The sequence below is a fragment of the Labrys neptuniae genome, from assembly GCF_040797145.1.
In the GTDB taxonomy this organism is placed as follows: Bacteria; Pseudomonadota; Alphaproteobacteria; order Rhizobiales; family Labraceae; genus Labrys; species Labrys neptuniae.
Genome location: NZ_JBFNQD010000014.1, coordinates 95,240 through 120,456 on the forward strand (window position 1 = coordinate 95,240; position 25,217 = coordinate 120,456).

The window sequence follows — 25,217 nt, forward strand, 5'->3', positions numbered from 1 at the left end:
GTGCCGGTCTTCGGACCGGCACTTTCTTCACCGACCGTGCCGATCCCATTCCATCGATAGGTCAATGGAACTGAGGAGATCGGCACACCCTATCGAGGAATACCATGGCCAAGGCCGCGCCGCTGTCCCCGCTCGCTCCCGCCCGCTTTCCCGATCTGCCGCCGGTGGCGGGTGTCCGGATGGCGACGGCCGAAGCCGGTATCCGCTACAAGGGCCGCACCGACGTGCTGTTCGTCCTGATGGACGAGGGCACGCAGGCGGCCGGCGTGTTCACCCGCTCCAAATGCCCGTCGGCGCCGGTTGACTGGTGCCGTGCGGCGCTCGGGGATGGCAGCGCGCGAGCCCTGGTGGTCAATTCCGGCAATGCCAATGCCTTCACCGGCAAGAAGGGCGCTGAAGCGGTGGCCCTTACGGCGGAACTCGCCGCCGAGGCCGCCGGCTGCCGTCCGAGCGAAGTCTATCTCGCCTCCACCGGCGTGATCGGCGAACCGCTCGATGCCGGCAAGTTCAGGGGCGTGCTGGTCGAGACCGCCGGCCGCGTCTCGCCGGGTGCCTTCGAGGATGCCGGCCGCGCCATCATGACCACCGACACCTTCCCCAAGGGGGCGACCGCCCGCGTCGATTTCGGTGGCGTGCCGGTGACCATCAACGGCATCGCCAAGGGGGCCGGCATGATCGCGCCCGACATGGCGACCATGCTCTCCTTCGTCTTCACCGATGCGCCGATCGCCGGAAACGTGCTGCAAGGCCTGCTTTCCATGGGCGTCATCGACAGCTTCAACGCGGTCACCGTCGACTCGGACACCTCCACCTCCGACACGCTGCTGCTGTTCGCCACCGGCAAGGCTGGCGGCACGCCGGCGACCGAAGCGGCCGATCCGCGCCTGGCCGATTTTGCCAGGGCGCTCGACGGCGTGCTGCTCGATCTCGCCCAGCAGGTGGCGCGGGATGGCGAGGGCGCGCGCAAATTCGTTACCGTCGAGGTGCGTGGCGCCACCTCCAAGCAGGCGGCCCGGCGTATCGGCCTGTCGATCGCCAATTCGCCCCTAGTCAAGACGGCGGTGGCCGGCGAGGACGCCAATTGGGGCCGCGTTGTGATGGCCGTCGGCAAGGCCGGCGAGGAGGCCGACCGCGACCGGCTCGCCATCTGGTTCGGCGACATCCGCGTCGCCGTCGATGGCGAGCGTGACCCGTCCTATGACGAGGAAGCGGTTTCCGCCTATATGAAGGGGCAGGCGATCACCATTGCCGTCGACATCGGGCTCGGCGAGGCGGGTGACCGGGTCTATACCTGCGACCTCACCAAGGAATATGTCGCCATCAACGGCGACTACCGGTCGTGACCAAACGCCTGCTTCTCGTCGCCGCCTGCGCCCTGGTCGATGCCGACGGGCGCGTGCTGATCTCCCAGCGCCCCGAAGGCAAGGCGCTGGCAGGCCTGTGGGAGTTTCCCGGCGGCAAGCTCGAGCCCGGCGAGCGCCCCGAGGAAACCCTCATCCGCGAGCTGCACGAGGAGCTCGGCATCGAGGTGAAGGAGGAGTGCCTGGCTCCGCTCACCTTCGCCAGCCACAACTACGAGGATTTCACCCTGCTGATGCCGCTATGGATCTGCCGGCGCTGGGAGGGCACGCCCCATGGGCGGGAGGGTCAGGCGGTGAAATGGGTGCTGCCCAGGAAGCTGCGCGACTATCCGATGCCGCCTGCGGACGAGCCGCTGATCCCGATGCTGATCGACATGATCCCGGCGCGGTAAGTCGGGAACGCAGGCTCAATTCCTGGAAGCGGCCAGGGGCGTGAGGTCGGGCAGGCCGGGAAAGCCGGGATAGTCCCCATTGAAGGTGAAACAGCTCAGCAGGGTTGCCTTGCCGTCTTCGAGGGGAGCGACGCGTACCTGTCGCCATCGTCCCCCCTTGTAGGCGCCGATGCCGCTCGACCAGCCATTGGCCTCGGCACGCAGGCCGGGCCCTTCGCTGGTGGCGCGAATCTTCCTCAGATAGGGATCGATGGCATAGGCGACGGCGCGAGGTTTCGCCTCGATCACCAGCCCCCACTGCCAGGCCCTGGAGGTGGGCTTGGAGCCCAGCGTCGACTGCAATTGCCGATAGGCCCTGATATCGAATCCATGTGCCCGAACCGGCTTGGCGAAAACGAGTTCGTCCCATGTGCCGGCTTTGGTGACGACGGAGCCGCGGGTTGCCGGTCCATTGTGCGCGATATAATCGCGCAGAGCCTCGAAGAATTCAGGCTCGCACCGGGCAAAGTGCTGCGCCATCGAGGGGGCAGCCTGCGCCTGTGCCGCGGCAGCCAGGAAGGCCATGAGGGCCACGATCGATCGCATGGTATGTCCCTCCTTCATGGGCGCTGCCGAACATGGCGGCCGGGCGCCTGGGATTGCGCGACCGCCCCGAAACGAGGTCTCGTCACTCCTGCCTGTATTCCTTCACGCCCAGGGCGTCGGCGAGACGGGTCTTGGCCGACCCCGGCTTCAGCGGTTTCTGCTGGTCGGCGTGGGGCGCCCAGCCGGAGATCCAGACGATTTCGAAGGTGGCGCGGATGCGTCCGTCCGGATCGGAGAAGCGCTCGGCATAGATCTCGGCCATGCGCAGCATGGTGGCGCGGCGGGTGAAGCCCTTGCGGCGCTGGACCAGCATGTTGGAGGCCCCCATCGCCCTGAGGTCGGCCATCAGGGCGATGGCGTTGTCGTAGCGCACGGTGAGGACGTCGCTGTCGGCGACGGGCAAGGCAAAGCCGGCCCGCTGCAGGAGGCCACCCATGTCGCGCACATCGGCAAAGGGGGCGACGCGGGGCGAGACGCCGCCTTCCATTTCCAATTCGGCCTCGGAAAAGGCGGCTCGCAATTCGGTGAGCGTGGAGCCACCGATCAGGGCGGCCAGCAGCAGCCCGTCCGGCCTGAGGGCACGGCGGACCTGGCTCAACAGGCCCGGCAGGTCGTTGACGAACTGCAAGGCGAGGGCAGACAGCGCAAGATCGATGCTTTCGGGCTGAAGAGGGAGTACCTCGTTGCCGATGGCGACGTCCTGCCACTCGGCGGCAAGGCCTGGGCGCACCGCCTGCGCCAGCACGGGCGAAAGCGGCCCGATCTCCGCCGCCCGTTCGAAGGGACGCAGGATCACGGCGAGGCGGTCGGCCATGTCTTCGGCGACGTGACGCAGCAGGAAGTCCGCGGGAGCGACCGCGGCGCGCCGGCGATGCAGGGCCAGCGCATGGGGATCGAACAGGAGGGGCGTGGTCATGCCCGCTATGTAGGGCATTCCCATGCGCTTTTCACCTGCCGGTTGGTTTTTCAGATCGATGGGCTGATCTGAAGGGTCTCCACCAGCTTCATCAGCCGACGATGCAGACCATCGCCGATCTGGTTTCTGAAGTAGTCGGCTTTTTCCAGCAATATCTGCTTGTCGAGGAGGGCAAAGTAATGCGGATTGTCCCTCAATGTTTGATAGGCACGCGCTCCTTGCCCCGAGACAAAACACAGCAGGATGAATTCCTGCACATAATCCGGATCCGGGCCCCGAATTGAAATCGCCGAGTCGAGCGCTTCGACGAGCGAGAATATCTGCTGTTTGATAGCCTCTTCGGACGCGCCCGCATCCTGATCGTTCGAGATGGCCGCGTAGTGCGAGTCGATTTCCTTCCTGATTGCCTCAACGTCAGCGCTGACGGTCTGGAGCGACAGGCCCGCATGCGCGTCGTAACCGTGGCGAAATCTCTCTTGAAGGGCACCAAGCGGCTTTAGCAGCTTCGCGATCTCCAAAGGCAATGCGGGAGGCCGTTTTGCCGACAGGGTGCCGGGCTCCATCAAGTCATTTGCTGCCAGGCCAAGCATCTCGCGGGCATGAGCATAGTCATCAAGGGCAAGAGACAAGGCGTCTCCCAGCAGGCGGGATTCGAACGAGCGCGTCCAAGTTGCGCTGTTACGCATCAGGCGCTCGCCAAGTTCAGCCGGGAAGTTGAATTTCAACACGCTCTCGATGCCTGCTGAAATGAGCAGGGTGCGTCTGGGCAATTCGTACAACGACCCCGCACTTTCGACGACGAGCGCATCCTTGGCATCGTAGTAGATTTCAGGCGCCCACCCTCCATCGTATCGGTCGCCGCCCGGGTCGACGGCCCAATTGTCATCAAGGCCCAGAAAGGTCTTGAAGGATTGTGGCACATCGACGGGACCGCCCTCGAATGAGAAGCCGGCGACGTTCTCGCTGCCGAAAATGTGCTGCGTCTGCGCGATGAGAGGGCGCATTGGGTAGAGAAAGTGCGTCAGTATGCGGGGATCGTGGAATGGGTACGCCGATACGCCGATGCGCCAAGCGGTACGCAGGCGATAGAGGTAATGTGAATAAGCCCTTCTGATTGGACATCTGATTCCGATCAGCAATCGAATGTCATCATTCGGCAGGGCATGCTTTATATTACTTACGTAGGTAGAATTTCGTACAAGATAATGAGCCGTTCCATCGATGAACGTCTTGTTTTCGTCTTGCTCGAGAAAATTTTCGAGATATTTTTCCCGCCCTATTTTTCGGTAAAATGCTCCCGTTTCTTTTGTGTGGGGGAGGTTGAATAGCTCGCTATGCTTCGCAAGCTGGCCGTAAAGATAGGTCGTTCCTGCCTTTCCGAAGCCTGGGATGAAGAGGAATTTCATATGACGGCACTCAGCATGAATAGGACCATGTGCCAATATCCAGGTGTACTGGGAACGATATTGAAATTTTGACAGCCATTGGTGATTTAGAGCTTTTCATTTATAAGGCTTACGTTAGTGAACGTGATCTTTGCCTCAACGTCAAGGGCTCAGTCGCCTGCACCGATGGTGTGCGTCGACGGCGCCTCGTGATGCGGCCTATCCGTCGATTGGGCTATGCAGTTTACGGAGGACGCTCTATGCACGAGGTCCCGCGTTTTGATGAAGTTCATGTCGCCTCCAGAGCAAACGCGCGTTCATGACTGGATGCTTGTTGGTTCCAGCTCCTTGTGTCCAAGCCAATCCAGCGGATTGGCCAAAGTGTCTTTGCGATTCTTGGTAACCCCGTCAGGCCGCTAGACGCTATAGGGTCTCGTTGTTTCGTGCATGTTTCTGCAGCTCCAATTTTCATTGATAACTCTTCCGATCCGCGTATCGAGGCGTATCGCGATATCCGCGAGCGCGATCTCAAGGGACGGGGTGGGCGCTTCGTCATCGAGGGGGAGGTGGTGCTGCGCACCGCTCTCCAACTCGGGCGTTTTGCCATAGAATCCATTCTGATCGCCGAAAACAGGACCGAGCCGCTTGCCGATCTCGTCGCCAAGGTGCCCGCCGGGATCTCGGTCTACAGCGCCTCGCGCAGCGTTCTCGACGATATTGCCGGCTTCCCCATGCATCGCGGCATCCTGGCCATGGGTTTGCGGGGGGAGGGGGGGACGGCCGAAAGGCTGCTTGCCACCGCGCCGGAAAACGCCCTGTTCGTCGGCCTTTCGGCCATTGCCAATCACGACAATATGGGCGGGATCTTCCGCAATGCCGCAGCTTTTGGCCTCGACGGCGTATTGATCGACGGAACCTCCTGCGATCCGCTCTACCGCAAGGCGATCCGCGTTTCCGCTGGCGCAGTCCTCATGACACCCTTCGCGCAGGGAGGCGACATCGGGACCCTCTGCGACGCCCTGCTGGCGGCCGGTTTCGAGGTCCTGGCCACCAGCCCGGCCGGCAAGGAGCGTCTCGCCGATATCGAGCCTGTGGGCCGGCAGGCCGTCTTGTTCGGTGCCGAGGGGCCTGGCCTGCCCGAGCATGTCCTGAGGCGGCTGCGGACCATCCGTATCGACATGAGAGGCAGTTTCGATTCCCTCAACGTCGCCACGACGAGCGGCATTGTGCTGCATCACCTGGCAAGGTAGCGCTTCCGGCCGGCTCAAGAATTCTGGATTGCGAGGCTGGCGATCGCAGCCAGGAGCGCGGGGAACATGACGACGGTCCCGATCTTGAGGAACTGCCAGAAACCAACCTTTATGCCCTCGCGTCGCAACGCGTTCAGCCAGAGGATCGTAGCCAGTGATCCGGTGATCGACAGGTTGGGGCCGAGATCGATTCCAATCAGGATCGAGCCTGACAGAGCGGGCGATGCGTGGATCGACTGAACGATGTTTCCTGCGACGAGGCCGGCTGGAAGGTTGTTGACGAGATTGGCGACGATGGCGGTCAGGACACCGGCGGCAGGTGCACCGAGCTGAGGATGCATTTCCGTCAGGCGGCTGACGGACTCGGCCAGCATGTCGAGGACGCCGCTTGTCCCGAGCGCTTCCACCACCACGAACAAGCCCGCCACCAGTGGAATGACGCTCCACGAAATATCTTCGAGCGCTTGCGAGGGGAATTGGCGCTTGATGATCGATACGATCGACAGGGTGAGAATCCCGCCGGCGAAAGTGGGCCAACCCAGATCGACGTGGAGCGCCGAGGCGGTTATCAGGCCGATGGCCGTTACTGTCAGCCCCAGTCCCGCCACCTTTCCGGTGAGGGAAAGGCTTGTGCCCGGCACGCGAGCGGCCAGCGTTTCGGCCGCCAATGCCGCGCGCTGGTTCCACAAAAGCGCGGCAAAGGTGATTGCGATGGCAAGCGCCGAGGGGAGTGCGAAGGTCGATAGCCAATCGGCGAGGGCAGGCATGTGACCCCCATTGAAGATCACCAGATTGGCAGGATTGGAGATCGGCAACACGAAACTGGCCGCGTTCGCGGTAAACGCGCAGATCAGGAGATAGGGCAGAGGGTCCTTGACCCTGGCCGCCTGGCAGGCTGCATAAACGGCTGGGGTCAGGACGACGGCGGTTGCATCGTTCGACATGAAGACCGTCACCAGAATGCCGACGAGATAGGTCAGGGTGAACAGCTTGAACGGGGAGCCTTTCGCATGGTTGGTGGCTATCAGAGCCAGCCAATCGAACAGGCCTTCCTGTCGTGCCAACTCGGCGATCAGCATCATGCCGATCAAGAACAGATAAACGTCCAGGCCCTTGGCGATGCCCGCCCACGCGTCGAGCAAGGGTATGGCGCCTGCGCCCGTCAGCAGCGCTGCCGCGAGGACGGCCCACACCGCCTCCGGCCACTTGAAGGGCCGGATCAGCAAAGTCAGCGCTGTCAGGGCTGCAACGGAAAGGCTGAGAATCGGGGCAGAAACTTGAAAGACCATGGGGGACTGTATGGGTGCTCTGGCGAGCCCGTTCGAAAGCGAACACATTCTGTTGTGCTTGTCCGATCCTTTATTTGATACGCAGTAAGCGCGCTAGCGAAAATCCCCTATCCACCCCGCCGGGTTCACCGTATAGCGCATTGTTGAAAAGGCCTGACCTCCGGAGCCGTCGTGACGCCCCGCGCCCCTTCCGTCTTTCATCGCTCCCTCTTTGCCCTTTCTGTCCTGAACTTCTTCCTTGCCGATGCTCGCGATGGCTTGGGACCCTTCCTCGATGGTTTTCTCGCAACGCACGGGTGGGAGCCATTCACGCTCGGTGTCATCGCGACGGTTGGGGGCGTGTTAGGAATGGCGTCCACCCCCTTGTTCGGCGCGCTTGTCGATGCATCGGCTTACAAACGAACACTGATTATCCTGCCCGTTACCTTCGTGACGACGATGGCCCTGTGGACGTTGGCGACCCCCAACGGCTTTTCGGTCTTCGGAGGCCAATCAGCGACGGCCATCGTCGGCGCCGTCATTGGGCCCGCACTCATGGGCTTGACGCTTGGCCTTGTCGGAGAAGAGCGGTTCTCCCGCCAGGTGTCTCGAAACGAGTTCTGGAACCACACCGGAAACGTTGTCTCCTTGGCGGCGATTTATGCAGGAACACTTCTGTTCGGCATCCATGGCGTCGTTGGGCTCATGCTGTTTGCTGCTTTCGCCACGATCGCGGCGACGCTCGCCATCGATCCCAAGCAGATCGACCATCAGGTAGCGCGCGGGCTGGCGCACCATGATGGATCGGAAGCCCCCTCCGGGTTTTCGGTCCTGGCAGGCAGCAAGGGACTAATTCTGCTCAGTCTGGTTTTGATGATCTTTCATTTTGGGAATGCCCCCATCAGCCGCCTGATCGCTCAGGCCTTTTCGATTCAGCTCGGCACCCCTTTCCGGACCACCGCGATCACGACGGGCGTTTCACAACTTTCGATGATCGGCATGGCATTGCTGGCGCCCTGGCTGATCAGGCGGTTCGGCTTGGCCACAATATTCATTGTTGCCTTGGCGGCCTTGCCGATCCGCGGTGTGATTGCGGGGACCTTTCCCTCCTTTGCTTTCGTCTTTCCCGTGCAGTTTCTCGACGGTGTGGGCGCCGGCCTGATCGGCATAGCCACGCCCATCGCCGCTGAACGCATTCTGTCCGGTACCGGCCGCTTCAATGTCGGCCTTGCTGCCGTCATGACCGTGCAGGGTATTGGGGCCTCACTCAGCAACGTCGTCGCCGGCTGGCTTACCGATTTGGGCGGCTATGGTTTAGCCTATTGGGTTCATGGTGGCGTGGCATTGGTGGCACTGGCGCTGTTCGTGTGGGGACGCCACGACATCGCGCCAGGCACGCCTTCCTCGACCGCCGACCGTTAGAGCATCGTGCCGAAAAGTGGATGCCGGTTTTTAGCAAAAGCGATGCGACAACAATAACTTACAGCATCGGACTCGATTCCGAAATCGAGTCCGATGCTGTAGCGCTCGAAGCGCCGAGAGAGCGCCTGCCTGATCCCGATCACCGCAAGAAGGAACGGAACTGGATTCTGCGAGCAGGCCCGTTGGCAACATCCACGTGCCAGCAGGCCCGCCATCCGCGACCTCGTCACTCCCTGACGAGATCGCCCAGCATGTTGGCCGCCACGGCGAGCTTGGCCAGGGTCAGGCCGCTGGCCGCGATTTCCTCCACCGAGCGGCGGATGCGCGCGGCTTCCGGATGGGCTTCGAGCCAGGCCTCCGTCGCCGCCTGGCCGGACAGGCCGGTCGCCAGCATGTCGGCGACCAGGCGTCGCTCGGCTGCCGCGATCTGTTCGATGGCCCGGTCGATGGCGAGGCGCTCGAAATAATCGCTGGCGGGCACGGCGCGGGCGGCCGTGACGATGCGGTCGAGCTGGAAATTGGCTTCCGCCGCATAGAAGGTGGCCGCGGTGTCGCCGATGGCCCGGCCGGTTCGGCCCGCCACCAGCACGATGTCGGGCGCCGACACCAGCGGATCCAGATTGCCCATCCTGCCGGCGAGGTCTTCGGGCACGCCGCCCTCGACCAGTTCGCGGATGCGCTTGAGGCGAGCGCCCTGCATCGCTTCCGGCAAGGTGGTGTCGAGGCCGATGGCGATCTCGTGGACACCGGCGCCGAAACGGGCGATCACCGCTTCCAGCCCGGGCGAGAAGTCGACATTGCGCACGAACCACACCACGCGCGAGAGCAGGAGATCCTGCAGGAAGCCGTAGAGGCTGAGCTGGAGCTGCCCGTCGATGCGGTTATCCAGGGCATCGATGGCATCGTAGAGATAGCGCAGGCCATAGGATTCATCCACGGCGGCGAAAGCCATGGCGATGGTGGTGACGTCGGCGTCGGTCTCGTCGCTGAGGCGCACCACGCAGGCCGGTCCGCCGCGGTTGATGATGCCGTTGGCGAGATTGGTGGCGATGATCTCGCGCCGCAGTCGATGGTTCTCGACGGCGTCGGGGAAGCGGTTCTGGATCTCGGGCGGGAAATACACCGACAACTCGCGGGCGAGATAGGGATCGTCCGGCACGCTGGTGACCAGCAGGTCGTCATAGAGCGTCAGCTTGGCATAGGCGAGCAGCACGGCCAGTTCCGGCCGTGTCAGGGCCTGGCCGCGGCGGGTGCGCTCGGCGATGGCGACGTCGTCGGGCAGGAACTCCACCGCGCGATCGAGCAGGCCACGCTGTTCGAGCGACTGCATCAGCCGCGTGAGGAAGCCGGTCTCGGCCACGCCCTTGCGTTCGGAGAGCGAGAGCGCCAGCGTCTGCAGATAGTTGTTGCGCAGCACCAGCGAGCCGACCTCGTCGGTCATCGCAGCCAGCAGGATGTTGCGATCGGCCTGCGTGAGGCGCTGGTCGCGCTCGGGCCGGGCCAGCGCGATCTTGATGTTCACCTCGACGTCGGAGGTGTTGACGCCGGCGGAATTGTCGATCGCGTCGGTGTTGAGCTTGATGCCCTTCTGTGCCGCCTCGATGCGGCCGCGCTGGGTGGCACCGAGATTGGCGCCCTCGCCGATCACCCGGGCCCTGACATCGGCACCGGTGATGCGGATGGGATCGTTGGCGCGGTCGCCGACCTGGTCGTCGGTCTCGCTGGCCGCGCGGATATAGGTGCCGATGCCGCCGAACCACAGGAGATCGGCGCGGGCCTTGAGGATCGCCGTCATCACCTCGGTGGGCGTCGCCTCGGCCTTGTCGAGATCGAGCAGGGCCCGGATCTCGGCTGAAAGCGGAATGGCCTTCAGCGAGCGCGAGAACACGCCGCCGCCCTTGGAGATCAGCGCCTTGTCGTAATCCTGCCAGCTCGAGCGCGGCAGGTTGAACATGCGCAGCCGCTCGGCATGGCTGGTGACAGGATCGGGCGAGGGATCGATGAAGATGTCGCGATGGTCGAAGGCCGCGACCACCTTGGTCGCCGGCGACAGCAGCATGCCGTTGCCGAAGACGTCGCCCGACATGTCGCCGACGCCGACGGCGGTGAAGGGCTCGACCTGGATGTCGGTGCCGAGTTCGCGGAAATGCCGCTTCACCGCCTCCCAGGCACCGCGGGCGGTGATGCCCATCTTCTTGTGGTCGTAGCCCTGGCTGCCGCCCGAGGCGAAGGCGTCGCCCAGCCAGTGATGCTTCTCGATGGAGATGGCATTGGCCGTGTCGGAGAAGGTGGCGGTGCCCTTGTCGGCTGCGACGACCAGATAGGGGTCGTCGCCATCATGGCGCACGGTGTTGTCGGGCGGCACGATATTGTCGCCGTCGAGATTGTCGGTGAGTTCGAGCAGCGAGCGGATGAAGATGCGGTAGGCTTCCGTCCCCTCGGCCAGCCAGGCGTCGCGGTTGGACGGCGGCGGCAGGCGCTTGGGCACGAAGCCGCCCTTGGCGCCGACCGGCACGATTACTGCGTTCTTGACCTGTTGCGCCTTGACGAGACCCAGAATCTCGGTGCGGAAATCCTGGGGGCGGTCCGACCAGCGCAGGCCGCCGCGTGCCACCTTGCCGAAGCGCAGATGGATGCCCTCCACCCGCGGCGAATAGACGAAGATCTCGTAGAGGGGCTTGGGAGCCGGCAGGCCTTCGACCTTGCGGCATTCGAACTTGAAGCTGATCACCGGCCGGGGCTGGCCATCCGGGCCGACCTGCCAGAGATTGGTGCGCATGATCGCCTGCACCAGATTGGTGAAGCGGCGCAGGATGCGGTCCTCGTCGAGCGAGGAGACCGATTGCAGCTGCTCCTCGATCTCGCCCACGATCTCGGCTTCATGCGCGGTGCGTTCGGCATCGGTTGCCGTCAGCCTCGGGTCGTGGCGGGCGCGGAACAAGGCCACGATGCTGGCGGTGATCTGCGGGTTCTTGCGCGCCGTTTCCCACATGTAGTCCTGGCTGAAGGGAGCGCGGATCTGGCGCAGATAGCGCGACAGGGCCCGGATGGCGGAAATCTCGCGCCAGCCCAGCGAGGTGCGCAGGACGAGGGCGTTGTAGCCGTCGGATTCGGCATAGTCGCCCACCACCGCCATGATCGAGGCCTCGAGGCGATGCTGGAAGTCGATGCCGGGAGGGATGGGCTGGCCGTCGCTGGTCTCCACCGTCATGTCGTGCAGCCAGACGGGAGCCGGCGCCGGCTTGGCGGTGGGGGTGATCTCGTAGGTACGCTCGTCGACCACGCGCAGGCCGTGATTCTCGATCACCGGCACGCGATAGGACAGTGACATCGGTGCGCCCTGCGAGAAGACCTTGAGGCCGCAGCGCGAGGGCGTATCGTCCTCCTCCAGGCGATAGACCAGGATAGCCACGGGGCGGGCGGGTGTCAGCTTCTCGATCACGCCGATATCGGCGATGGCCTGGGCGGTGGAGAAGGTCTCGGGATAGCCGCCGGTGAAGGCATTGGCGTAGCGGTTGCCGAGCAGGCGTGCACGCATGCCGTCGGTGGTGCCGGCAAGGGCTGCCCGGAGCTTGTCGCCCCAGTTGGTGGCGATGGCGGTGATGCCGGCCTCCAGCACCGAGCGCTCGATGAAGGGCGTATCCCCCTCATAGCGGCCGATGATGTAATGCACGCGCGCCAGCGGCCCTTCGGGGAAGGCCGCGTAGGAGGCGGAAAGGCGGCCCTTATAGGCATTGGCCAGATAATTGCCGATGCCGATGCGCACGTCGGTGTCGTATTTCTCGCGCGGAATGAAGACGAGGATGGAGACGAAGCGGTCGAACTTGTCGGCCCTCACCAAAGCGCGCAGGCGGGGGCGCTCATAGAGGAGCAGGATCTCCATGGCGAAGTTGTAGAGCGTCTCTGAATCGACCTGCACCAGTTCGTCGCGCGGATATTCCTCGAGGATGTGCAGGATCGCCTTGCCCGAGTGGCTCTGCGGGTCGAGCCCGGCGCGCTGCAGCACCTGGGCGACCTTGTGGCGGACATAGGGGATCTGGCGTACCGAGCGCGTATAGGCCGCCGAGGTGAACAGGCCGACGACGCGCAATTCGCCCTCGACCTGCCCGTCGGGCGTGTAGAGCTTGACGCCGATATAGTCCATGCGCACGCGGCGATGGACGCGGCTGTTCACATTCGCCTTGGTGACGATCAGGATCGTCGGCTCGCGCATGAATTCGCGGATTTCCGGCGTCATCACCACCAGTTCGGTGCCGCGGCGCAGGATCTTGACCTCCGGATCCCTGAGGATGCCGAGACCTTCGCCCTCGCTGACTTCGTCGGAGGCGGCGCTGTCGGTGGAGAAGCGGTATTCGCGCAGGCCCAGGAAGGTGAAATTGTCCGAGCAGATCCATTGCAGGAGCTGGTTGGCCTCGGCGATCTCGTCGACCGGCAGCGGCGGCGGATTGGTGCGGAAGGATTCGATCGCCTGCTCCACCCGGTCACGCATGGCGCGCCAGTCCACCACGCAGGCCCTGACATCGTTGAACACCAGCGTCAGGCCGTCGATCAGGCTCTGTCGGTCGGCGTCCGAATCGATGCGGGCGATATGGATGTGGATGAGACTCTCGCGCACGCCCTTGCTGCCTTCCGGCACGGCGTCGCCGAAGAATTGCACGAGCTTGCCCTGGGCATCCCGCTCCAGCGCGATGATGGGATGAGCCACCAGCTGTGCCTCGATTCCGCGTTCCGACAGCTCGGCCATGGTGGAATCGAACAGGAAGGGCATGTTGTCGTTGAGGATCTCGATGACCGAGATCTCGCGGCCGTCGGGCATGTCGGGATTGACGACGCGGATATCGGCATGGCCGGGCGTGCGGCGCTGCACATGGTCCCAGGCCTGCTCGGCCAGGAAGGCGAGCGAGGCGGCATCATGGGTGGCGAGGTCTTCGAGGGTGGTCCGGCCGAAGAGTACTTCGGCGAAGGTGGGAGGGGTCTTGCCTGGCTGGAGGCTCCTTGCCGCCTTGTGAATCAGGGCCGCCCGGGCTTCGTCGTCGCGCCACGCCATCTCGTTCATCCCTTCTTGCTACGCCGCCTTGTGGCGGCGCTCTGTGGAATTTCCGAACCCGCCCATCGACGGGCTCGGAAATTCCACATCGGCCGAATACCGTGCCGGCCTTCCCAGGACGAGGATTCCTCGCCTTGGGAAGGCCGGCTTTGCCCGGTCGATGCGGCTCGGGTGACCATAGCTGAAATTAAGGCCGCTCAAAGTCCAGGCGCGACGGAAATTGCCAAATTGCGATGACAATATCGAGAAAGAGAGCAGGGCATTGTTAATGGGGTTGCCTTAGGGGCAGATCGGGGCCACACAAGCGGCTGAAAATGGTAGTTTTCTGCTCTGTACCACGCGATTTTTGCGTTTTGCGATTTGACGGAATCGGCAAGAATCGCGAGAGGCACTAGCCAATCCGTCGGATTGGCTTGGAAACAAGGAGCTGGAGCAAATGAGCGTTCCCGTCGCAACGCGCCTTTCTCCAGGACGCAGGCAATGAGCGCAGCAGGCACGGGTTCGTCGGTCGATCCCAAGGAGATCGAACGTTTCGAGGCGATGGCGGCCGATTGGTGGAACCCGCGCGGCACCATGCGGGCGCTGCACCGGCTGAATCCGGTGCGCCTGCGCTATGTGCGGGACCAGATCGCCGGGCATTTCGGCCGCTCCTCCGTCGCCCTCGACGGGCTCAAGGGCCTCAGGCTCGCCGATATCGGCTGCGGTGCCGGCCTGCTCAGCGAACCGCTGGCCAAGCTCGGAGGCGAGGTCGTCGGTATCGACATGGCCGCGACCAATGTCGAAATGGCCAAGGCCCATGCCGCCCGCTCGGGCCTCGCCATCGACTATCGCGTCCTGCCGGCCGAGGAGCTCGAAGCGGCCGGCGAGCGCTTCGACGTGGTGCTGGCGATGGAGATCGTCGAGCATGTCACCGACCCCGCCGCCTTCCTCGAGACATGTGCCGATATGGTGAAGCCCGGCGGCCTCCTCTTCGTCGCCACCCTCAACCGCACCATGAAGGCCTATGCGCTGGCAATCGTGGCGGCCGAGAAGGTGCTGGGCTGGGTGCCGCGTGGCACGCATGACTGGAACAAGTTCGTCAAGCCGGCGGAGATCGAGGAGGCGGTGACGCCGCAAGGCCTGGCCGAGCTCGACCGCTGCGGCGTGATCTACAATCCCCTGCTGGACGAATGGCGGCTCAGCCGCGACACCGACGTCAACTACATGATGGTGTTTTCGCGCGCGGCGTGAGCAGCCTCAGGGCAGATTGTCCCTGAGATAGATGTCGATGCGGATGCGTTCCTGGCCCTGGTCGATCGGCTGGCCGTCGGTGAGGGCGCGCAGTACGCGCATGGCGCTGCGGGCTTCGTGGCCGGGGTCCTGGTTGAGGATGGCATCGAAGGTGCCGTCGACCAGGGCTTCGCGGCAATGGGTGGTCAATTCATGCGCGATCACGCAGATGCGGGCGCCGGCATGGCGCTTGTTCAAGGCGGCGATCACGCCGCGATTGCCGCCACCGAGGCTGTAGAGGCCGATGATGTCAGGATGGTTGTCGAGCAGGGCGCCGAGCACTTCCTCCACGATAGTGCCATTGTCGCGGCCTTCGATCACAGGCAGGGTGACGAGATCGGGATATTCGGTACGCAGCACGCGTTCAAAGCCGAAATGGCGCTCGACATGGTCGCGCAGCAGCATCGAGCCGGCAAGCACGGCAATGCGGCCTGATCGCCCGCGCAGAAAGCGCCCCATCAGCGAGCCGGCAGTGCGCCCGGCGGCGCTGTTGTCGATGCCGACGAAATGGGCGCGGCGCGAGGCCGGCACGTCGGACACCAGCGTCACCACCGGTATGCCGCGCTCGGCCAGCCGGTCGATGGCCTGGCGTATCTGGGCGTTCTCGGTGGCGACCACGGCCACGCCCGAAATATCGGTGCTGTCGAGGCCGTTGAGGATCCCGGCGAGCTTGTCGTCATCGAAGGGCGGGATCTCGACGACGCGGATGCTGATCCGGTCGGCGGCGTTGAGATCGGACAGGCGCGTCGCCTCGTTCGCCAGATTGCGCATGAAGGTGTTCACGCCGACCGGCACGAGAAAGACGAAGCGATATTCCTGCTGCTTGGCCAGCATGGCCGCTGCCATGTCGCGGCGATAATTCAGCCGGGCCATGGCCTGCTCGACCTTCTCGATCGTCGCCGGCCGCACGCCGCCGCGGCGATTGAGCACGCGGTCGATGGTGGCCAGGCTCACGCCTGCCGCACGCGCCAGATCGTGCACCGTTGCCCGCGCCATGGTTCCACCTGTCCCGATCTTTCGGGAACGTACCTCAGAAGATTCGACGAGGCAAACGGCAATGGGCGGTCGGATCCTGCCTCTAAATCGTCGCTATCCCGTTCATATCAGGCCGGTATTGCCGGTGTCCCTGAGCCGGCTTGCAGCGGTGAACGACGCCCTGAAACCGGGAGTGATTCCTGAGGGGCGTTCATCATCCTTGAGCAGGATGGATGCCGATCCAGAAAAAAGGCCGGCATTGCTGCCGGCCTGGATGACGTTCGGGTCAACCGCCTCAGAACATCAGGGGCCAGACTTCCTTGGCGCCGCGATAGATCATGTCGCCGGCGACATAGAGGATGGCGAGCAGGCCGACATAGGCGATCCAGCGATAGCGATTGAGCAGGCGGGCGATCAGGCTCGCCGCGATGCCCATCAGCGCGATCGAGACGACCAGGCCGAAGATCAGCACCCACAGATGGTCGCGCGCCGCACCGGCGACGGCGAGGACGTTGTCGAGCGACATCGAGACGTCGGCGACCACGATCTGCCAGGCGGCCTGGGCAAAAGTCTTGCGCGGAGTGCCGTTGCTCGAGCCATTGCCGTTCTCCCCGTCGCCGTCGAGGGCGTGCTGGGCGGCGGCTTCCTCGCTATGGCTGGTGCTCAGCTCGCGCCACATCTTCCAGCACACCCACAGGAGCAGGATGCCGCCGGCGAGCAGAAGCCCGACAATGGCGAGAAGCTGGGTCGTGATGGCGGCAAAGAAGATGCGCAATACGGTGGCGGCGGCGATGCCGATCAGGATGGCGCGGGTCCGCTGCTCCTTGGGAAGGCCGGCTGCGGCAAGGCCGATGACGATGGCATTGTCGCCGGCCAGGACCAGGTCGATCAGGATGACCTGGCCGAGGGCGACCAGGGAGGAGACGGAAATGGCTTCCGACAGGATGGCAAGGATATCGGGCATGGAAGAAGGCTCTCTCGTTCCGGTGCGGGAGAGCGGTGCCGATTCGAACCAGGAGGAAAGCCTGGGGCGCTGGGGGACGCCGACGCGCCGGGACCGCTCTGTTTGCTCCAGTCCGACATCACAGTTCCCGGAACGCTACGCATTGGGAACTGCCAGAGGGGCCCGGCCTGGTGCGGGTGGTGTACTGCAAGTCGAGATGAAAGAAAAGTAACGTTCCGGCATGGCTGCCGGAACGTGGTTTCAATCCTCCGAAGCGGCGAGCTGGGTGAGAACCTTGCCGCGCCCGCGCCAGCGCATATAGGCCGGGACGACGAGAGCCAGGGCGGCGATGCTGAAGAGGACCACCGCCGGCACCGAGCTGAAGAAGCCCTGATGCAGCTGGAGCGCCTTGCGAAGCTGTTCTTCGGCAAGCGGTCCTAGGATCAGCCCCACCACCACCGGTGCGATCGGATAGTCGTAGAGCCTGAGGCCGTAGCCCATCAGGCCGAAGGCGAGCAGCATGGCGAGCTGGGCGGGCGAGGGATTGGCCGCGAGCGTGCCGAGCGTGGCGAACAGGAGGATGCCGGCATAGAGCCAGGGGCGTGGGATGGTGAGCAGCTTCACCCACAGGCCGACCAGCGGCAGGTTCAGTGCCAGCAGCATGAAATTGGCGACCAGCAGGCTGGCAATCAGACCCCAGACCAGCTCGGGATTGGAGGTGAAGAGCTGGGCGCCGGGCTGCAGGCCGAATTGCTGGAAGCCGGCAAGCATGACGGCGGCGGTCGCCGAGGTCGGCAGGCCGAGCGTGAGCAGCGGCACCAGCGTGCCGGCGGCCGAGGCGTTGTTGGCCGCTTCCGGCCCGGCGACCCCTTCGATGGCACCGTGGCCGAACTCTTCGGGTTTTTCGGCCAGGCGCTTCTCCGCGGCATAGGAGAGGAAGGTGCCGATCTCCGCACCGCCCGCCGGCATCGCCCCGATCGGGAAACCGAACAAAGTGCCACGCAGCCAGGGCTTCCAGGAACGCCGCCAGTCCTCTCGGCCCATCCAGATCGAACCCTTGATCGCCTCCACCGTGCCTGTGCTGAGCTGGTGGGTGGCCGCGACGGCCAGCGCTTCGCCGATGGCGAACAGGGCGACGGCAAGGATGGTGACCTCGATGCCGCCGCGCAGATCGGCCAGGCCCATGGTCAGGCGCCCGTTCTGGCCGCTGACGATATCCTTGCCGATCAGGCCGATGACGAGGCCGATGAACAGCGAAGTCAGGCCCCGGAGGGCCGAATTGCCGAACGCCGCCGATACGGTGACGAAGGCGAGCACCATCAGGGCGAATTTGTCGATGAACTTGAAGGACAGGGCGAACTTGACCACCCAAGGCGCGATGAAGGCCAAGGCCAGTGTCGCCAAGAGGCCGGCAACGAAGGAGCCGATCGCGGCCGTGGCCAGAGCAGGGCCGCCTCGCCCGGCCTTGGCCATCTTGTTGCCTTCGACGGCGGTGACCATCGAGGAGCTTTCGCCCGGCGTATTGAGCAGGATGGAGGTGGTCGAGCCGCCATACATGCCGCCGTAGTAGATGCCGGCGAACATGATGAGCGCGCCGGTGCCCGAAGGGTCGAGCTGGAAGGTCACCGGCAGGAGCAGGGCGATGGTCAGCGCCGGGCCGATGCCGGGCAACACGCCGATCAGCGTGCCCAGCGTGACGCCGATGAAGGCGCAGATGAGGTTGAACGGTTGCAGGGCGACCGCCAATCCGTCGACCAGATGACCGAATGTCTGCATCGAAGGGTCCTATGAGCGTTTTTCAGAAAAACCGGTAGGGAGTTGCTTACCCCCCTATCGTAAGGTGCCGCTGCCCCTCACCCTTACCCTCTCCCCGTAAGGACGGGGCGAGGGTAAGGGTGAGGGGCGGCTGGACTTCAACAAGAATCAAAGGATGCGCGACTGCAGCCGATGAGCGTTTCAATCACTCAGGAGCGCGGAGACCGCATGTTCGAGCGGTCCCTGCGGCAGCGACAATTGCAGGAGCTGCGAGAACGCCAGCCAGGTCAGGAAGGAGAGTGCCACGCCGACCAGGCTGGCCAGCCAGAGCGGCTTGCCGAAGCCGCGGGCGGCCAGTCCAAACAGCAGGCCGCTGGCGAGCGAGAAGCCGGCATTGACGGCGATGAGCAGGATCTGCGCCAGCAGGCCGGCGATCACCCAGCCGACTGCGGTGAAATCCTGGCTCTCCTCCGGCGTCGGCGTCTTGCCGCGCAGGGCGGAGATGACCGTGGCCACCGCGAGGACGAGCAGTCCGGCCGCGACGGCGTAGGGGAAGGCGGCCGGCCCGAGCGGGTCGCTGGCGACCTTGGTGTTGAGCATGGCCGCATCGATGCCGATGACGACGGCGAGGATCACCAGGCCGGCTGCGATCACCAGCCCGGCGACGGTGGAGCCGGGCGGACGCCCGTGCTCCGTTCTGCCCCCGGCGCTGCTCATTTGACCAGGCCGATGTCTTTGAGCACCGTGCCGGTGGCGGCGATGTCGCTCTTCAAGGCGGCATCGAAGGCGTCACCGGACAGATAGGTGTCGGTCCAGCCGCGGGTCTTGAGCGTGTCCTGCCAGGTCTTCGACTTCACCATCTTTTCGATGTCGGCGGTGATGGCGGCCTTCTGCTCGGGCGTGATGCCGGGAGCGGCGGCGACCATGCGCCAATTTTCCAGGGCAACGTCGACGCCGGCTTCCTTGAAGGTGGGGGCATCGACACCGTCGATGCGCTTGGCGCCGGACACCGCCAGCAGGCGCAGCGCGCCGCCCTTGATCTGGCTCTCGAATTCGCCATAGCCGGAAATGCCGGCCGTCACCTGCTCGCTGAGCACGGCCGCAACGGCCTCGCCGCCGCCGGCGAAGGCGACATAGTTGATCTTGGAGGGATCGACGCCCACGGCCTTGGCGAAAAGGCCCGCGGTGATGTGGTCGGTGCCGCCGGCCGAGCCGCCGGCCCAGGAGACGGAGCCCGGATCCTTCTTGAGGGCCTCGACCAGGTCACCCAGCGTCTTGATCGGCGAGGAGGCCGGCACGACGATGGCTTCGCTCTCGCCGGTGAGGCGGGCGATCGGCGTGACGTCGGCCAAGCTGACGGCGGAATTGTTGGTGAGGATGGCGCCGACCATGACATAGCCGCCGACGATCAGCGCGGAGGGATTGCCCTTGGCCTGGTTGACGAATTGGGCCAGGCCGATGGTGCCGCCGGCGCCGGCGACGTTGTTGACCTGCACGTTGCGGGCGATCTTTTCGGTGCGTAGCGCGATCTGCATGGTGCGGGCGGTCTGGTCCCAACCGCCGCCCGGTGCGGCCGGAGCCATGATCTCATAACCCGCCGTCTGGGCAAAAGCCGCGAGGCTGGAAAAAGCCAGGGCGCCCGCGGTGGCGCAGGCAAGCAAGAGTCTCTTCATCATTTCCTCCCTGAGCAAAGCGTTCATGGCCGAACGCTTGCGATCGTGCGGGTAGGGAAAGGAGGAAGGGACATGCACCTCGAGGCCGCTCCATGGCAGCCGTTCCCCCCAGCGCCCTACGTCTTGTTCCGGACCTTGCCAGGTCCGGTTGCAGACACGATAGCAACTATTCCTGTCAACGACCTGTCAGCGCGAGCCGTCGGTGACGAGCTGGCGCCAGGTCGCCAGGAAGCGGGCCTTGCGCTCCTGGTCGAGGGCCACCAACAGGGCCGGGCCGAGTGTAATCGGCTGCAGCACGCCGCGTGAAGCGGCGCTGATGCGCTCGGCCGTCCAGCCGCCTGGCGTGCCTGGCACGATCGAGCCCAGCGCCGCCTGGCCTGCCACCACCGCCTGTCCCCGGGGGGAGAGGGCATAGTCGATGAAGGTGCGGCCGAGATCGGGCTGGTTGGCCCAGCGCGGCACCAGCATCACGCGGGTGAGGATGAGGGCGTAATCGTCGGGAATGACGATGCCGATGCGCTTGTCGAGGCGCTGGCGGGCATAGGCGTAGGAGCCGAGCACATTGTAGCCCAGCGCCAGGGAGCCGGAGGCGATTCCCTCCAGGATGGCTGGGCTGGAGCCCGAAAGCTTGACGTCGGCCCGGCCGAGAGCGCGGGTCAGGCGCCAGAAGTTCGAGGAGATCTGGGCATCCTGTGCCGCCAGCAGATGGCCGACTCCGCTCTTGCCGATATCGTAGGTCGCCACCTTGCCGCGGAAGCGGTCGGTTTCCTGTTCCAGGAGTTCGGTGAGAGCGAGATGGGAATGCGGGGCTTGTGCGTCGGGCACAAGCGCGCGGTTATAGACGATGACGATCGGTTCGAAGGTGAAGCCGAAAATCTCCGAGCGCCAGCTCGCCCAGGCAGGAAGGGCCGGCAGCAAAGGCGAGGCGTGGGGGAGGGCGTGGCCATCATTGGCGAGCTTGACCTGCAGGTCGGCGGCCGAGGAAACCAGGAGATCGACGTCGGCATCCAGCCGCTTCTCCTGCGTGCGCTGATAGAGCGGCAGCGTATCGGTTTCCTCATAGGTGACATTGACGTCGGGATGCAGTTCCTGGAAGTCGTGGATCAGCAATTCGAATTGCGGTGTGTCGGTGGTGCCGAGGATTGAGAGCGTCGGTCCGCCCGCTACCGGTGCCGGATAGGGTTTGGGGGCGGCTTGGGCGGCATCGATCCAGCCGCCTCCGGCGGCGATCCCGAGGGCCAGGGCGATGGCCGCGGCGCCACGCTTGAGAACCACGCGCGCCCTCGCGGGCTCCGGCGCCAGTGGCAGTTCGAGCCGGACCTCCAGCCCACCACCGGGCCGATCCTGCAGGGACAGGCTGCCGCCATGGGCCTGCGCCACGGTGCGGGCGATCGGCAGGCCGAGCCCCGAACCCACGGTGCCGGCACCGGCATGCCCGCGCTGGAAGCGCTGGAGCACGGTTTCCTTCTCCGCATCGGGAATGCCGGGGCCGCGGTCGCACACCCTGACGAGCACGCGTTCCTTCCCCTCCGGCTCGGCCACGATCTCCACTGCGCTGCCGGGGGCATAGAGCAGGGCATTGCCAGCGAGGTTGCGCAACATCTCCTGCAAGGCGAGGCGATCGCCCTTGAGGCGGGCGCCGGCCAGGGTGGGGGCGATGGTCACGGCGAGGCGTCCGGCCTCATCGGGGTCGAAGCGGCGTGCGACGTCCTCGACGAGGTCGGTGATGGGAATGAGGACGGATTCGCGGCTCTCGAGCCGGTGGGTCAGCGTCGCTTCCATCAGGAGCTGGCTCACCAGCTCGCTGGCGTGCACGGCGTTGCGGTGGATCTTGGCCACGCGCTCATGCAGGGCCTGGTAGTCGCGCTCGTCCAGCGCCACTTCGGCCTGGGCGCGCAGGGAGGCGAGCGGGGTGCGCACCTGATGGGCCGCATCGGCGACTACGCCCGACAGGGCGTTCATCACGCTGGCGAGGCGGCGCATGAAGTCGTTGAGGGCGGCAACGAGCTGGCTGACCTCGACGGGCACCGGCACGGCGAGGGGCGAAAGATCTTGCGGGGCCCGATCGCGTAGCGCCGCTTCCACCGTGGTGAGCGGCGCGAAGGCCCGCTGCACGCCGAACCAGACCAGGGCCAAGGCGAGCACGAGGACGCCGATCAACGGCAGCACGGCGCGTGAGGCGATCTCGGACGCGAGGGCGGTGCGCGCGCCGCGCGTCTCGGCGACGCGGATGGTCACCCAGCCGGCGGCGTTGCTGGCCGAGATCAGGCGGCCGATGCTGGCGACCCGCACGGGTTCGCCGTGAAAACTCGAATCGGCGAAGACGGTTTCGGCCGAGCGCACGGCCGGCAGATCCTCGGCGAGGTCGCCGTAACCGGTGACCAGGGCGCCGTCGGGCGCCTCGACCTGGTAATAGATGCGGTCACCACCCGAGCCGAGCATGGCGAGGGCGGCGTAAGGCAGTTCGACGGTGACGCGCCCCTCCTCGACCAGCACGGCCCCGGCGATGGTGAGGGCGGAGGCGGTGAGCAATCGATCATAGGCCTCGTCGGCGGCGCGGCGGGCATAGGAATGGATGAAGACGATGAAGGCGAGCGCGGCGAGGGCAAGCACGATGAGGGCGGCCGCCAGCACGCGACGGCGGATCGAGGCGGTAGCGCGGGCAGGAGCGTCAGGTGCCGTCATGCCGCCGCGCCATGTAGCCAGCGCCGCGCATCGTCACGATCTCGATGCCGGCGCCCTGCAGCTTGCGGCGCAGCCGCGAGACCAGCAGTTCCAGGGCGTTGATGGAGACCTCGTCGTCGAGGCTGAACACCTGGTCCATCAGCCGTTCCTTGGGTGCCACCTGGCCGAGCTTGGCGACGAGGATTTCGAGCAGGCGGAATTCGCGCCGGCCGCAATCGATGGGCTTGCCCTGGATCGCGACCGTGCGCGCCGCGAGGTCGATCGTCAGGGCCTCGACCTCGATGGTGCTGGCACGCATGCCGGCCGGCCGGCGCATCACGGCGCGCAGCCTGGCCTCGAATTCGCGCAAGTCGAAGGGCTTGACCAGATAGTCGTCGGCGCCGAGATCGAGCAGGCTGATCTTGTCGTCGACCTCTGAACGGGCGGTGACCACCAGGACCGGCGTGCCATGGCCGGCCCGGCGCAGATCGGACAGGATGGCGAAGCCGTCGCGGCCCGGCAGCATCACGTCGAGCACCACCGCGTCGAAGGTTTCCTCGCGCAGGCGCTCGGAAGCGAGCGTGCCGTCGCGTAGCCACTCCACGGCATGGCCGGAGCTGCGCAGCCTCGCCACCATGGCATCGCCCAGATCCTCGGCGTCCTCGACCAGCAGGATGCGCAATCGACCTCCCTTTCGTTTCGGGAACTGTAGGGCCGAGCGCGCGGATAGGGAAGGTGGGATTGGGGGCGTGGTCTTCAGACCCGCCGGACCAGTCCGCAGGCTTTGCCTCTCCAGGCTGGCCTGAAGGGCCTGACTCAAAATTCGCAAGGGAACCGAGAAAAGCTCCACCTTATGTCATGCCCGGGTTTGTCCCGGGCATCCAGCTACCGCAATCCGTGGAGATTGAGGCCCTGGATCACCGGGGCAAGCCCGGTGATGACAAAGGTCGAGGTTCCCATGACTTTTCGGTCAGTCTCTGAAGACCAGCCCGCCCAGTGCTAGTTCCGATCGTCCGGCAGCATCGGCAGAGGCAGGATGTCGATGCCGTCCTCGAGCAGGCTGCGGACATCCTCGCCGGTCGCCTCGCCATGGATGGTGCGATGTTCGATCTCGCCATCATGCATCTTGCGGGCTTCGGTGGCGAATTTGTCGCCGACATAGTCGGATTTCGCCGTCAGCATGGCATGCAGTTCGCGCACCTTAGTCCGCAAAGCCTGTTCTTCCGGGGAGGTCAGGGCTACCGGCTGCGGCAAGGCCGGCAGGTTTTCGCGAATTTTGATGTCGGGATTCCCGCTTTCTCGATCCTTGCGAGCCACCTGCGGCGCCATGATGGCCTTGCCGATCTTGGTGGAGGCGCAATGGGCGCAGCTCAGCAGGCCGCGCTCGGCCTGGTCGTCATAGGCGGCACTGTCGCGAAACCAGCTTTCGAACTCGTGCCCCTGGTCGCAGACGAGGGAAAAGCGAATCACTCTGCAGCCCTCAGCGCGGGTTCCGTCTTTACCGTGAACGAACGCGCATTCTTGAGATTGGGGATCTTGCCGCGTGTCGCCGCCACGACATGCACGTCGACCTCGCCATAGATCAAGCCGAGCGTATCGCCGGCATCGGCGACCACCCTGCCCCAGGGATCGACGATGACGGAATGGCCATAGGTGTCGCGGCCGTCGTCGTGATGGCCGACCTGGGCGGCCGAGATCATCCAGGCGCCGTTCTCGATGGCGCGGGCGCGCTGCAGCACATGCCAATGGGCTTCGCCCGTCTGCTTGGTAAAGCAGGCCGGTGCGCTGATCACATCAGCGCTGGCATCGCCATAGGCGCGGAAGAGCTGGGGAAAGCGCACATCATAGCAGATGGCAAGGCCCAGCCGGGCAAAGGGCAGGTCGACCGCCACGGCCTCTTCGCCCCCGACATAGGCATTGGACTCGCGCCATGACTCGCCGCCGGCAAGATCGACGTCGAACAGATGGATCTTGTCATAGGAGGCGAGCACCTCGCCCTTGGGATCGATGACGAAGGCGCGGTTGGCGGCCTTGTCGCCCACGCGCACCGCCATGGAGCCGATATGGAGGTGCAAACCGTTGTCGCGGGCGATGGCCTGGAAGGCGTCGAGCTCGGGATTGGTCTTCTCGTCGCCGATCACGGCCATCATGGCGGCCCGGTCGCGATTGACCACGGTGGTCATCTCGGGGGTCTGCAGATAGTCCGCTCCGGCGGCCTTGGCTTCGCGGGCGGCAGCGGCGACAGTGTCGACATTGGCCGAGGGCACCAGGCCGGAGCGCATTTGCAGGACGGCGGCTTTGAAACGCATGGA

20 protein-coding genes are annotated in these 25,217 nt (G+C 64.9%); 5 read left to right on the forward strand and 15 right to left on the reverse strand.

The window, feature by feature from the left end:
* Positions 1-104 precede the first annotated feature (104 nt).
* On the forward strand, positions 105-1,343 hold the full coding sequence (gene argJ, locus ABXS05_RS28130; RefSeq protein WP_367626156.1) for a bifunctional glutamate N-acetyltransferase/amino-acid acetyltransferase ArgJ: 1,239 nt from the start codon (positions 105-107) through the stop codon (positions 1,341-1,343).
* Complete coding sequence (gene mutT, locus ABXS05_RS28135) at positions 1,340-1,753, forward strand: 8-oxo-dGTP diphosphatase MutT (protein WP_367626157.1); 414 nt, start codon at positions 1,340-1,342, stop codon at positions 1,751-1,753. Before argJ ends, mutT begins: the two co-directional genes overlap by 4 nt.
* A 15-nt stretch (positions 1,754-1,768) precedes the next feature.
* On the opposite strand, the gene ABXS05_RS28140 is transcribed toward mutT, so the two are convergent.
* From ABXS05_RS28140 to ABXS05_RS28150, 3 genes are all read right to left on the reverse strand, one after another.
* A complete protein-coding gene (locus ABXS05_RS28140) occupies positions 1,769-2,338 on the reverse strand; it encodes a hypothetical protein (protein WP_367626158.1) in 570 nt (189 codons plus the stop codon).
* An 82-nt stretch (positions 2,339-2,420) separates the two neighbouring features.
* Positions 2,421-3,278, reverse strand: a complete 858-nt coding sequence (locus tag ABXS05_RS28145; protein ID WP_367626159.1) for a methyltransferase domain-containing protein — start codon at positions 3,276-3,278, stop codon at positions 2,421-2,423.
* Between the two features lie 26 nt (positions 3,279-3,304).
* On the reverse strand, positions 3,305-4,660 hold the full coding sequence (locus tag ABXS05_RS28150; RefSeq protein WP_367626160.1) for a hypothetical protein: 1,356 nt from the start codon (positions 4,658-4,660) through the stop codon (positions 3,305-3,307).
* A 422-nt stretch (positions 4,661-5,082) separates the two neighbouring features.
* On the opposite strand from ABXS05_RS28150, the gene ABXS05_RS28155 reads away from it, so the two are divergent.
* The gene (locus ABXS05_RS28155; RefSeq protein WP_367626161.1) at positions 5,083-5,889 is read left to right on the forward strand and encodes a TrmH family RNA methyltransferase; all 807 of its coding nucleotides are present in this window, start codon (positions 5,083-5,085) and stop codon (positions 5,887-5,889) included.
* A gap of 14 nt (positions 5,890-5,903) precedes the next feature.
* Here the strand turns inward: ABXS05_RS28155 and ABXS05_RS28160 are convergent, their stop codons facing one another.
* Positions 5,904-7,178, reverse strand: a complete 1,275-nt coding sequence (locus ABXS05_RS28160) for an arsenic transporter (protein ID WP_311937615.1) — start codon at positions 7,176-7,178, stop codon at positions 5,904-5,906.
* A gap of 153 nt (positions 7,179-7,331) precedes the next feature.
* On the opposite strand from ABXS05_RS28160, the gene ABXS05_RS28165 reads away from it, so the two are divergent.
* Positions 7,332-8,579 carry an MFS transporter gene (locus ABXS05_RS28165; RefSeq protein WP_367626177.1) on the forward strand — a complete coding sequence of 416 codons (1,248 nt, stop codon included), beginning with the start codon at positions 7,332-7,334 and terminating at the stop codon, positions 8,577-8,579.
* On the opposite strand, the gene ABXS05_RS28170 is transcribed toward ABXS05_RS28165, so the two are convergent.
* Together ABXS05_RS28170 and ABXS05_RS28175 are read right to left on the reverse strand one after the other, a co-directional pair.
* Positions 8,576-8,794, reverse strand: a complete 219-nt coding sequence (locus ABXS05_RS28170; protein ID WP_367626162.1) for a hypothetical protein — start codon at positions 8,792-8,794, stop codon at positions 8,576-8,578. The two genes, ABXS05_RS28165 and ABXS05_RS28170, sit on opposite strands and share 4 nt — an antisense overlap.
* Before the next feature lie 11 nt (positions 8,795-8,805).
* Positions 8,806-13,626: an NAD-glutamate dehydrogenase gene (locus ABXS05_RS28175; protein WP_437178705.1), complete on the reverse strand. Its 4,821-nt coding sequence runs from the start codon at positions 13,624-13,626 to the stop codon at positions 8,806-8,808.
* A gap of 480 nt (positions 13,627-14,106) precedes the next feature.
* Here ABXS05_RS28175 and ubiG point away from each other — a divergent pair, with 480 nt between their 5' ends.
* Positions 14,107-14,856, forward strand: a complete 750-nt coding sequence (gene ubiG, locus ABXS05_RS28180; protein ID WP_367626164.1) for a bifunctional 2-polyprenyl-6-hydroxyphenol methylase/3-demethylubiquinol 3-O-methyltransferase UbiG — start codon at positions 14,107-14,109, stop codon at positions 14,854-14,856.
* 6 nt (positions 14,857-14,862) lie between these two features.
* Here ubiG and ABXS05_RS28185 read toward each other — a convergent pair whose 3' ends face one another.
* The 9 genes from ABXS05_RS28185 to ABXS05_RS28225 form a co-directional block, all read right to left on the reverse strand.
* Entirely contained in the window at positions 14,863-15,891 is a 1,029-nt protein-coding gene (locus tag ABXS05_RS28185) for a LacI family DNA-binding transcriptional regulator (RefSeq protein ID WP_311937607.1), read from the reverse strand.
* Positions 15,892-16,165: 274 nt separating this feature from the next.
* Positions 16,166-16,834, reverse strand: coding sequence for a TerC family protein (locus ABXS05_RS28190; protein ID WP_376717683.1), 669 nt, complete (start codon positions 16,832-16,834; stop codon positions 16,166-16,168).
* A gap of 240 nt (positions 16,835-17,074) precedes the next feature.
* The gene (locus ABXS05_RS28195; RefSeq protein ID WP_311937605.1) at positions 17,075-18,589 is read right to left on the reverse strand and encodes a tripartite tricarboxylate transporter permease; all 1,515 of its coding nucleotides are present in this window, start codon (positions 18,587-18,589) and stop codon (positions 17,075-17,077) included.
* Positions 18,590-18,769: 180 nt separating this feature from the next.
* The gene (locus tag ABXS05_RS28200; RefSeq protein ID WP_367626165.1) at positions 18,770-19,285 is read right to left on the reverse strand and encodes a tripartite tricarboxylate transporter TctB family protein; all 516 of its coding nucleotides are present in this window, start codon (positions 19,283-19,285) and stop codon (positions 18,770-18,772) included.
* On the reverse strand, positions 19,282-20,241 hold the full coding sequence (locus tag ABXS05_RS28205; RefSeq protein WP_367626166.1) for a Bug family tripartite tricarboxylate transporter substrate binding protein: 960 nt from the start codon (positions 20,239-20,241) through the stop codon (positions 19,282-19,284). Before ABXS05_RS28205 ends, ABXS05_RS28200 begins: the two co-directional genes overlap by 4 nt.
* Positions 20,242-20,427: 186 nt before the next feature.
* On the reverse strand, positions 20,428-22,926 hold the full coding sequence (locus ABXS05_RS28210) for a sensor histidine kinase (protein ID WP_367626167.1): 2,499 nt from the start codon (positions 22,924-22,926) through the stop codon (positions 20,428-20,430).
* Positions 22,913-23,587, reverse strand: a complete 675-nt coding sequence (locus tag ABXS05_RS28215; protein WP_367626168.1) for a response regulator transcription factor — start codon at positions 23,585-23,587, stop codon at positions 22,913-22,915. The genes ABXS05_RS28210 and ABXS05_RS28215 overlap by 14 nt, the downstream gene beginning before the upstream one ends.
* Positions 23,588-23,904: 317 nt before the next feature.
* Positions 23,905-24,375, reverse strand: a complete 471-nt coding sequence (locus ABXS05_RS28220) for a DUF1178 family protein (protein WP_367626169.1) — start codon at positions 24,373-24,375, stop codon at positions 23,905-23,907.
* The gene (locus ABXS05_RS28225) at positions 24,372-25,214 is read right to left on the reverse strand and encodes a carbon-nitrogen hydrolase family protein (protein ID WP_367626170.1); all 843 of its coding nucleotides are present in this window, start codon (positions 25,212-25,214) and stop codon (positions 24,372-24,374) included. The genes ABXS05_RS28220 and ABXS05_RS28225 overlap by 4 nt, the downstream gene beginning before the upstream one ends.
* Between the last annotated feature and the right edge of the window lie 3 nt (positions 25,215-25,217).

What these genes read in the sequence shown, in the direction of transcription:
- argJ (WP_367626156.1), top strand. Translation starts at nt 105, where the DNA reads ATGGCCAAGGCCGCGCCGCTGTCCCCGCTCGCTCCCGCCCGCTTTCCC.
- ABXS05_RS28140 (WP_367626158.1), bottom strand. Translation starts at nt 2,338, where the DNA reads ATGCGATCGATCGTGGCCCTCATGGCCTTCCTGGCTGCCGCGGCACAG.
- ABXS05_RS28145 (WP_367626159.1), bottom strand. Translation starts at nt 3,278, where the DNA reads ATGGGAATGCCCTACATAGCGGGCATGACCACGCCCCTCCTGTTCGAT.
- ABXS05_RS28150 (WP_367626160.1), bottom strand. Translation starts at nt 4,660, where the DNA reads ATGAAATTCCTCTTCATCCCAGGCTTCGGAAAGGCAGGAACGACCTAT.
- ABXS05_RS28160 (WP_311937615.1), bottom strand. Translation starts at nt 7,178, where the DNA reads ATGGTCTTTCAAGTTTCTGCCCCGATTCTCAGCCTTTCCGTTGCAGCC.
- ABXS05_RS28170 (WP_367626162.1), bottom strand. Translation starts at nt 8,794, where the DNA reads ATGGCGGGCCTGCTGGCACGTGGATGTTGCCAACGGGCCTGCTCGCAG.
- ABXS05_RS28175 (WP_437178705.1), bottom strand. Translation starts at nt 13,626, where the DNA reads ATGGCGTGGCGCGACGACGAAGCCCGGGCGGCCCTGATTCACAAGGCG.
- ubiG (WP_367626164.1), top strand. Translation starts at nt 14,107, where the DNA reads ATGAGCGCAGCAGGCACGGGTTCGTCGGTCGATCCCAAGGAGATCGAA.
- ABXS05_RS28185 (WP_311937607.1), bottom strand. Translation starts at nt 15,891, where the DNA reads ATGGCGCGGGCAACGGTGCACGATCTGGCGCGTGCGGCAGGCGTGAGC.
- ABXS05_RS28190 (WP_376717683.1), bottom strand. Translation starts at nt 16,834, where the DNA reads ATGCCCGATATCCTTGCCATCCTGTCGGAAGCCATTTCCGTCTCCTCC.
- ABXS05_RS28195 (WP_311937605.1), bottom strand. Translation starts at nt 18,589, where the DNA reads ATGCAGACATTCGGTCATCTGGTCGACGGATTGGCGGTCGCCCTGCAA.
- ABXS05_RS28200 (WP_367626165.1), bottom strand. Translation starts at nt 19,285, where the DNA reads ATGAGCAGCGCCGGGGGCAGAACGGAGCACGGGCGTCCGCCCGGCTCC.
- ABXS05_RS28205 (WP_367626166.1), bottom strand. Translation starts at nt 20,241, where the DNA reads ATGAAGAGACTCTTGCTTGCCTGCGCCACCGCGGGCGCCCTGGCTTTT.
- ABXS05_RS28210 (WP_367626167.1), bottom strand. Translation starts at nt 22,926, where the DNA reads ATGACGGCACCTGACGCTCCTGCCCGCGCTACCGCCTCGATCCGCCGT.
- ABXS05_RS28225 (WP_367626170.1), bottom strand. Translation starts at nt 25,214, where the DNA reads ATGCGTTTCAAAGCCGCCGTCCTGCAAATGCGCTCCGGCCTGGTGCCC.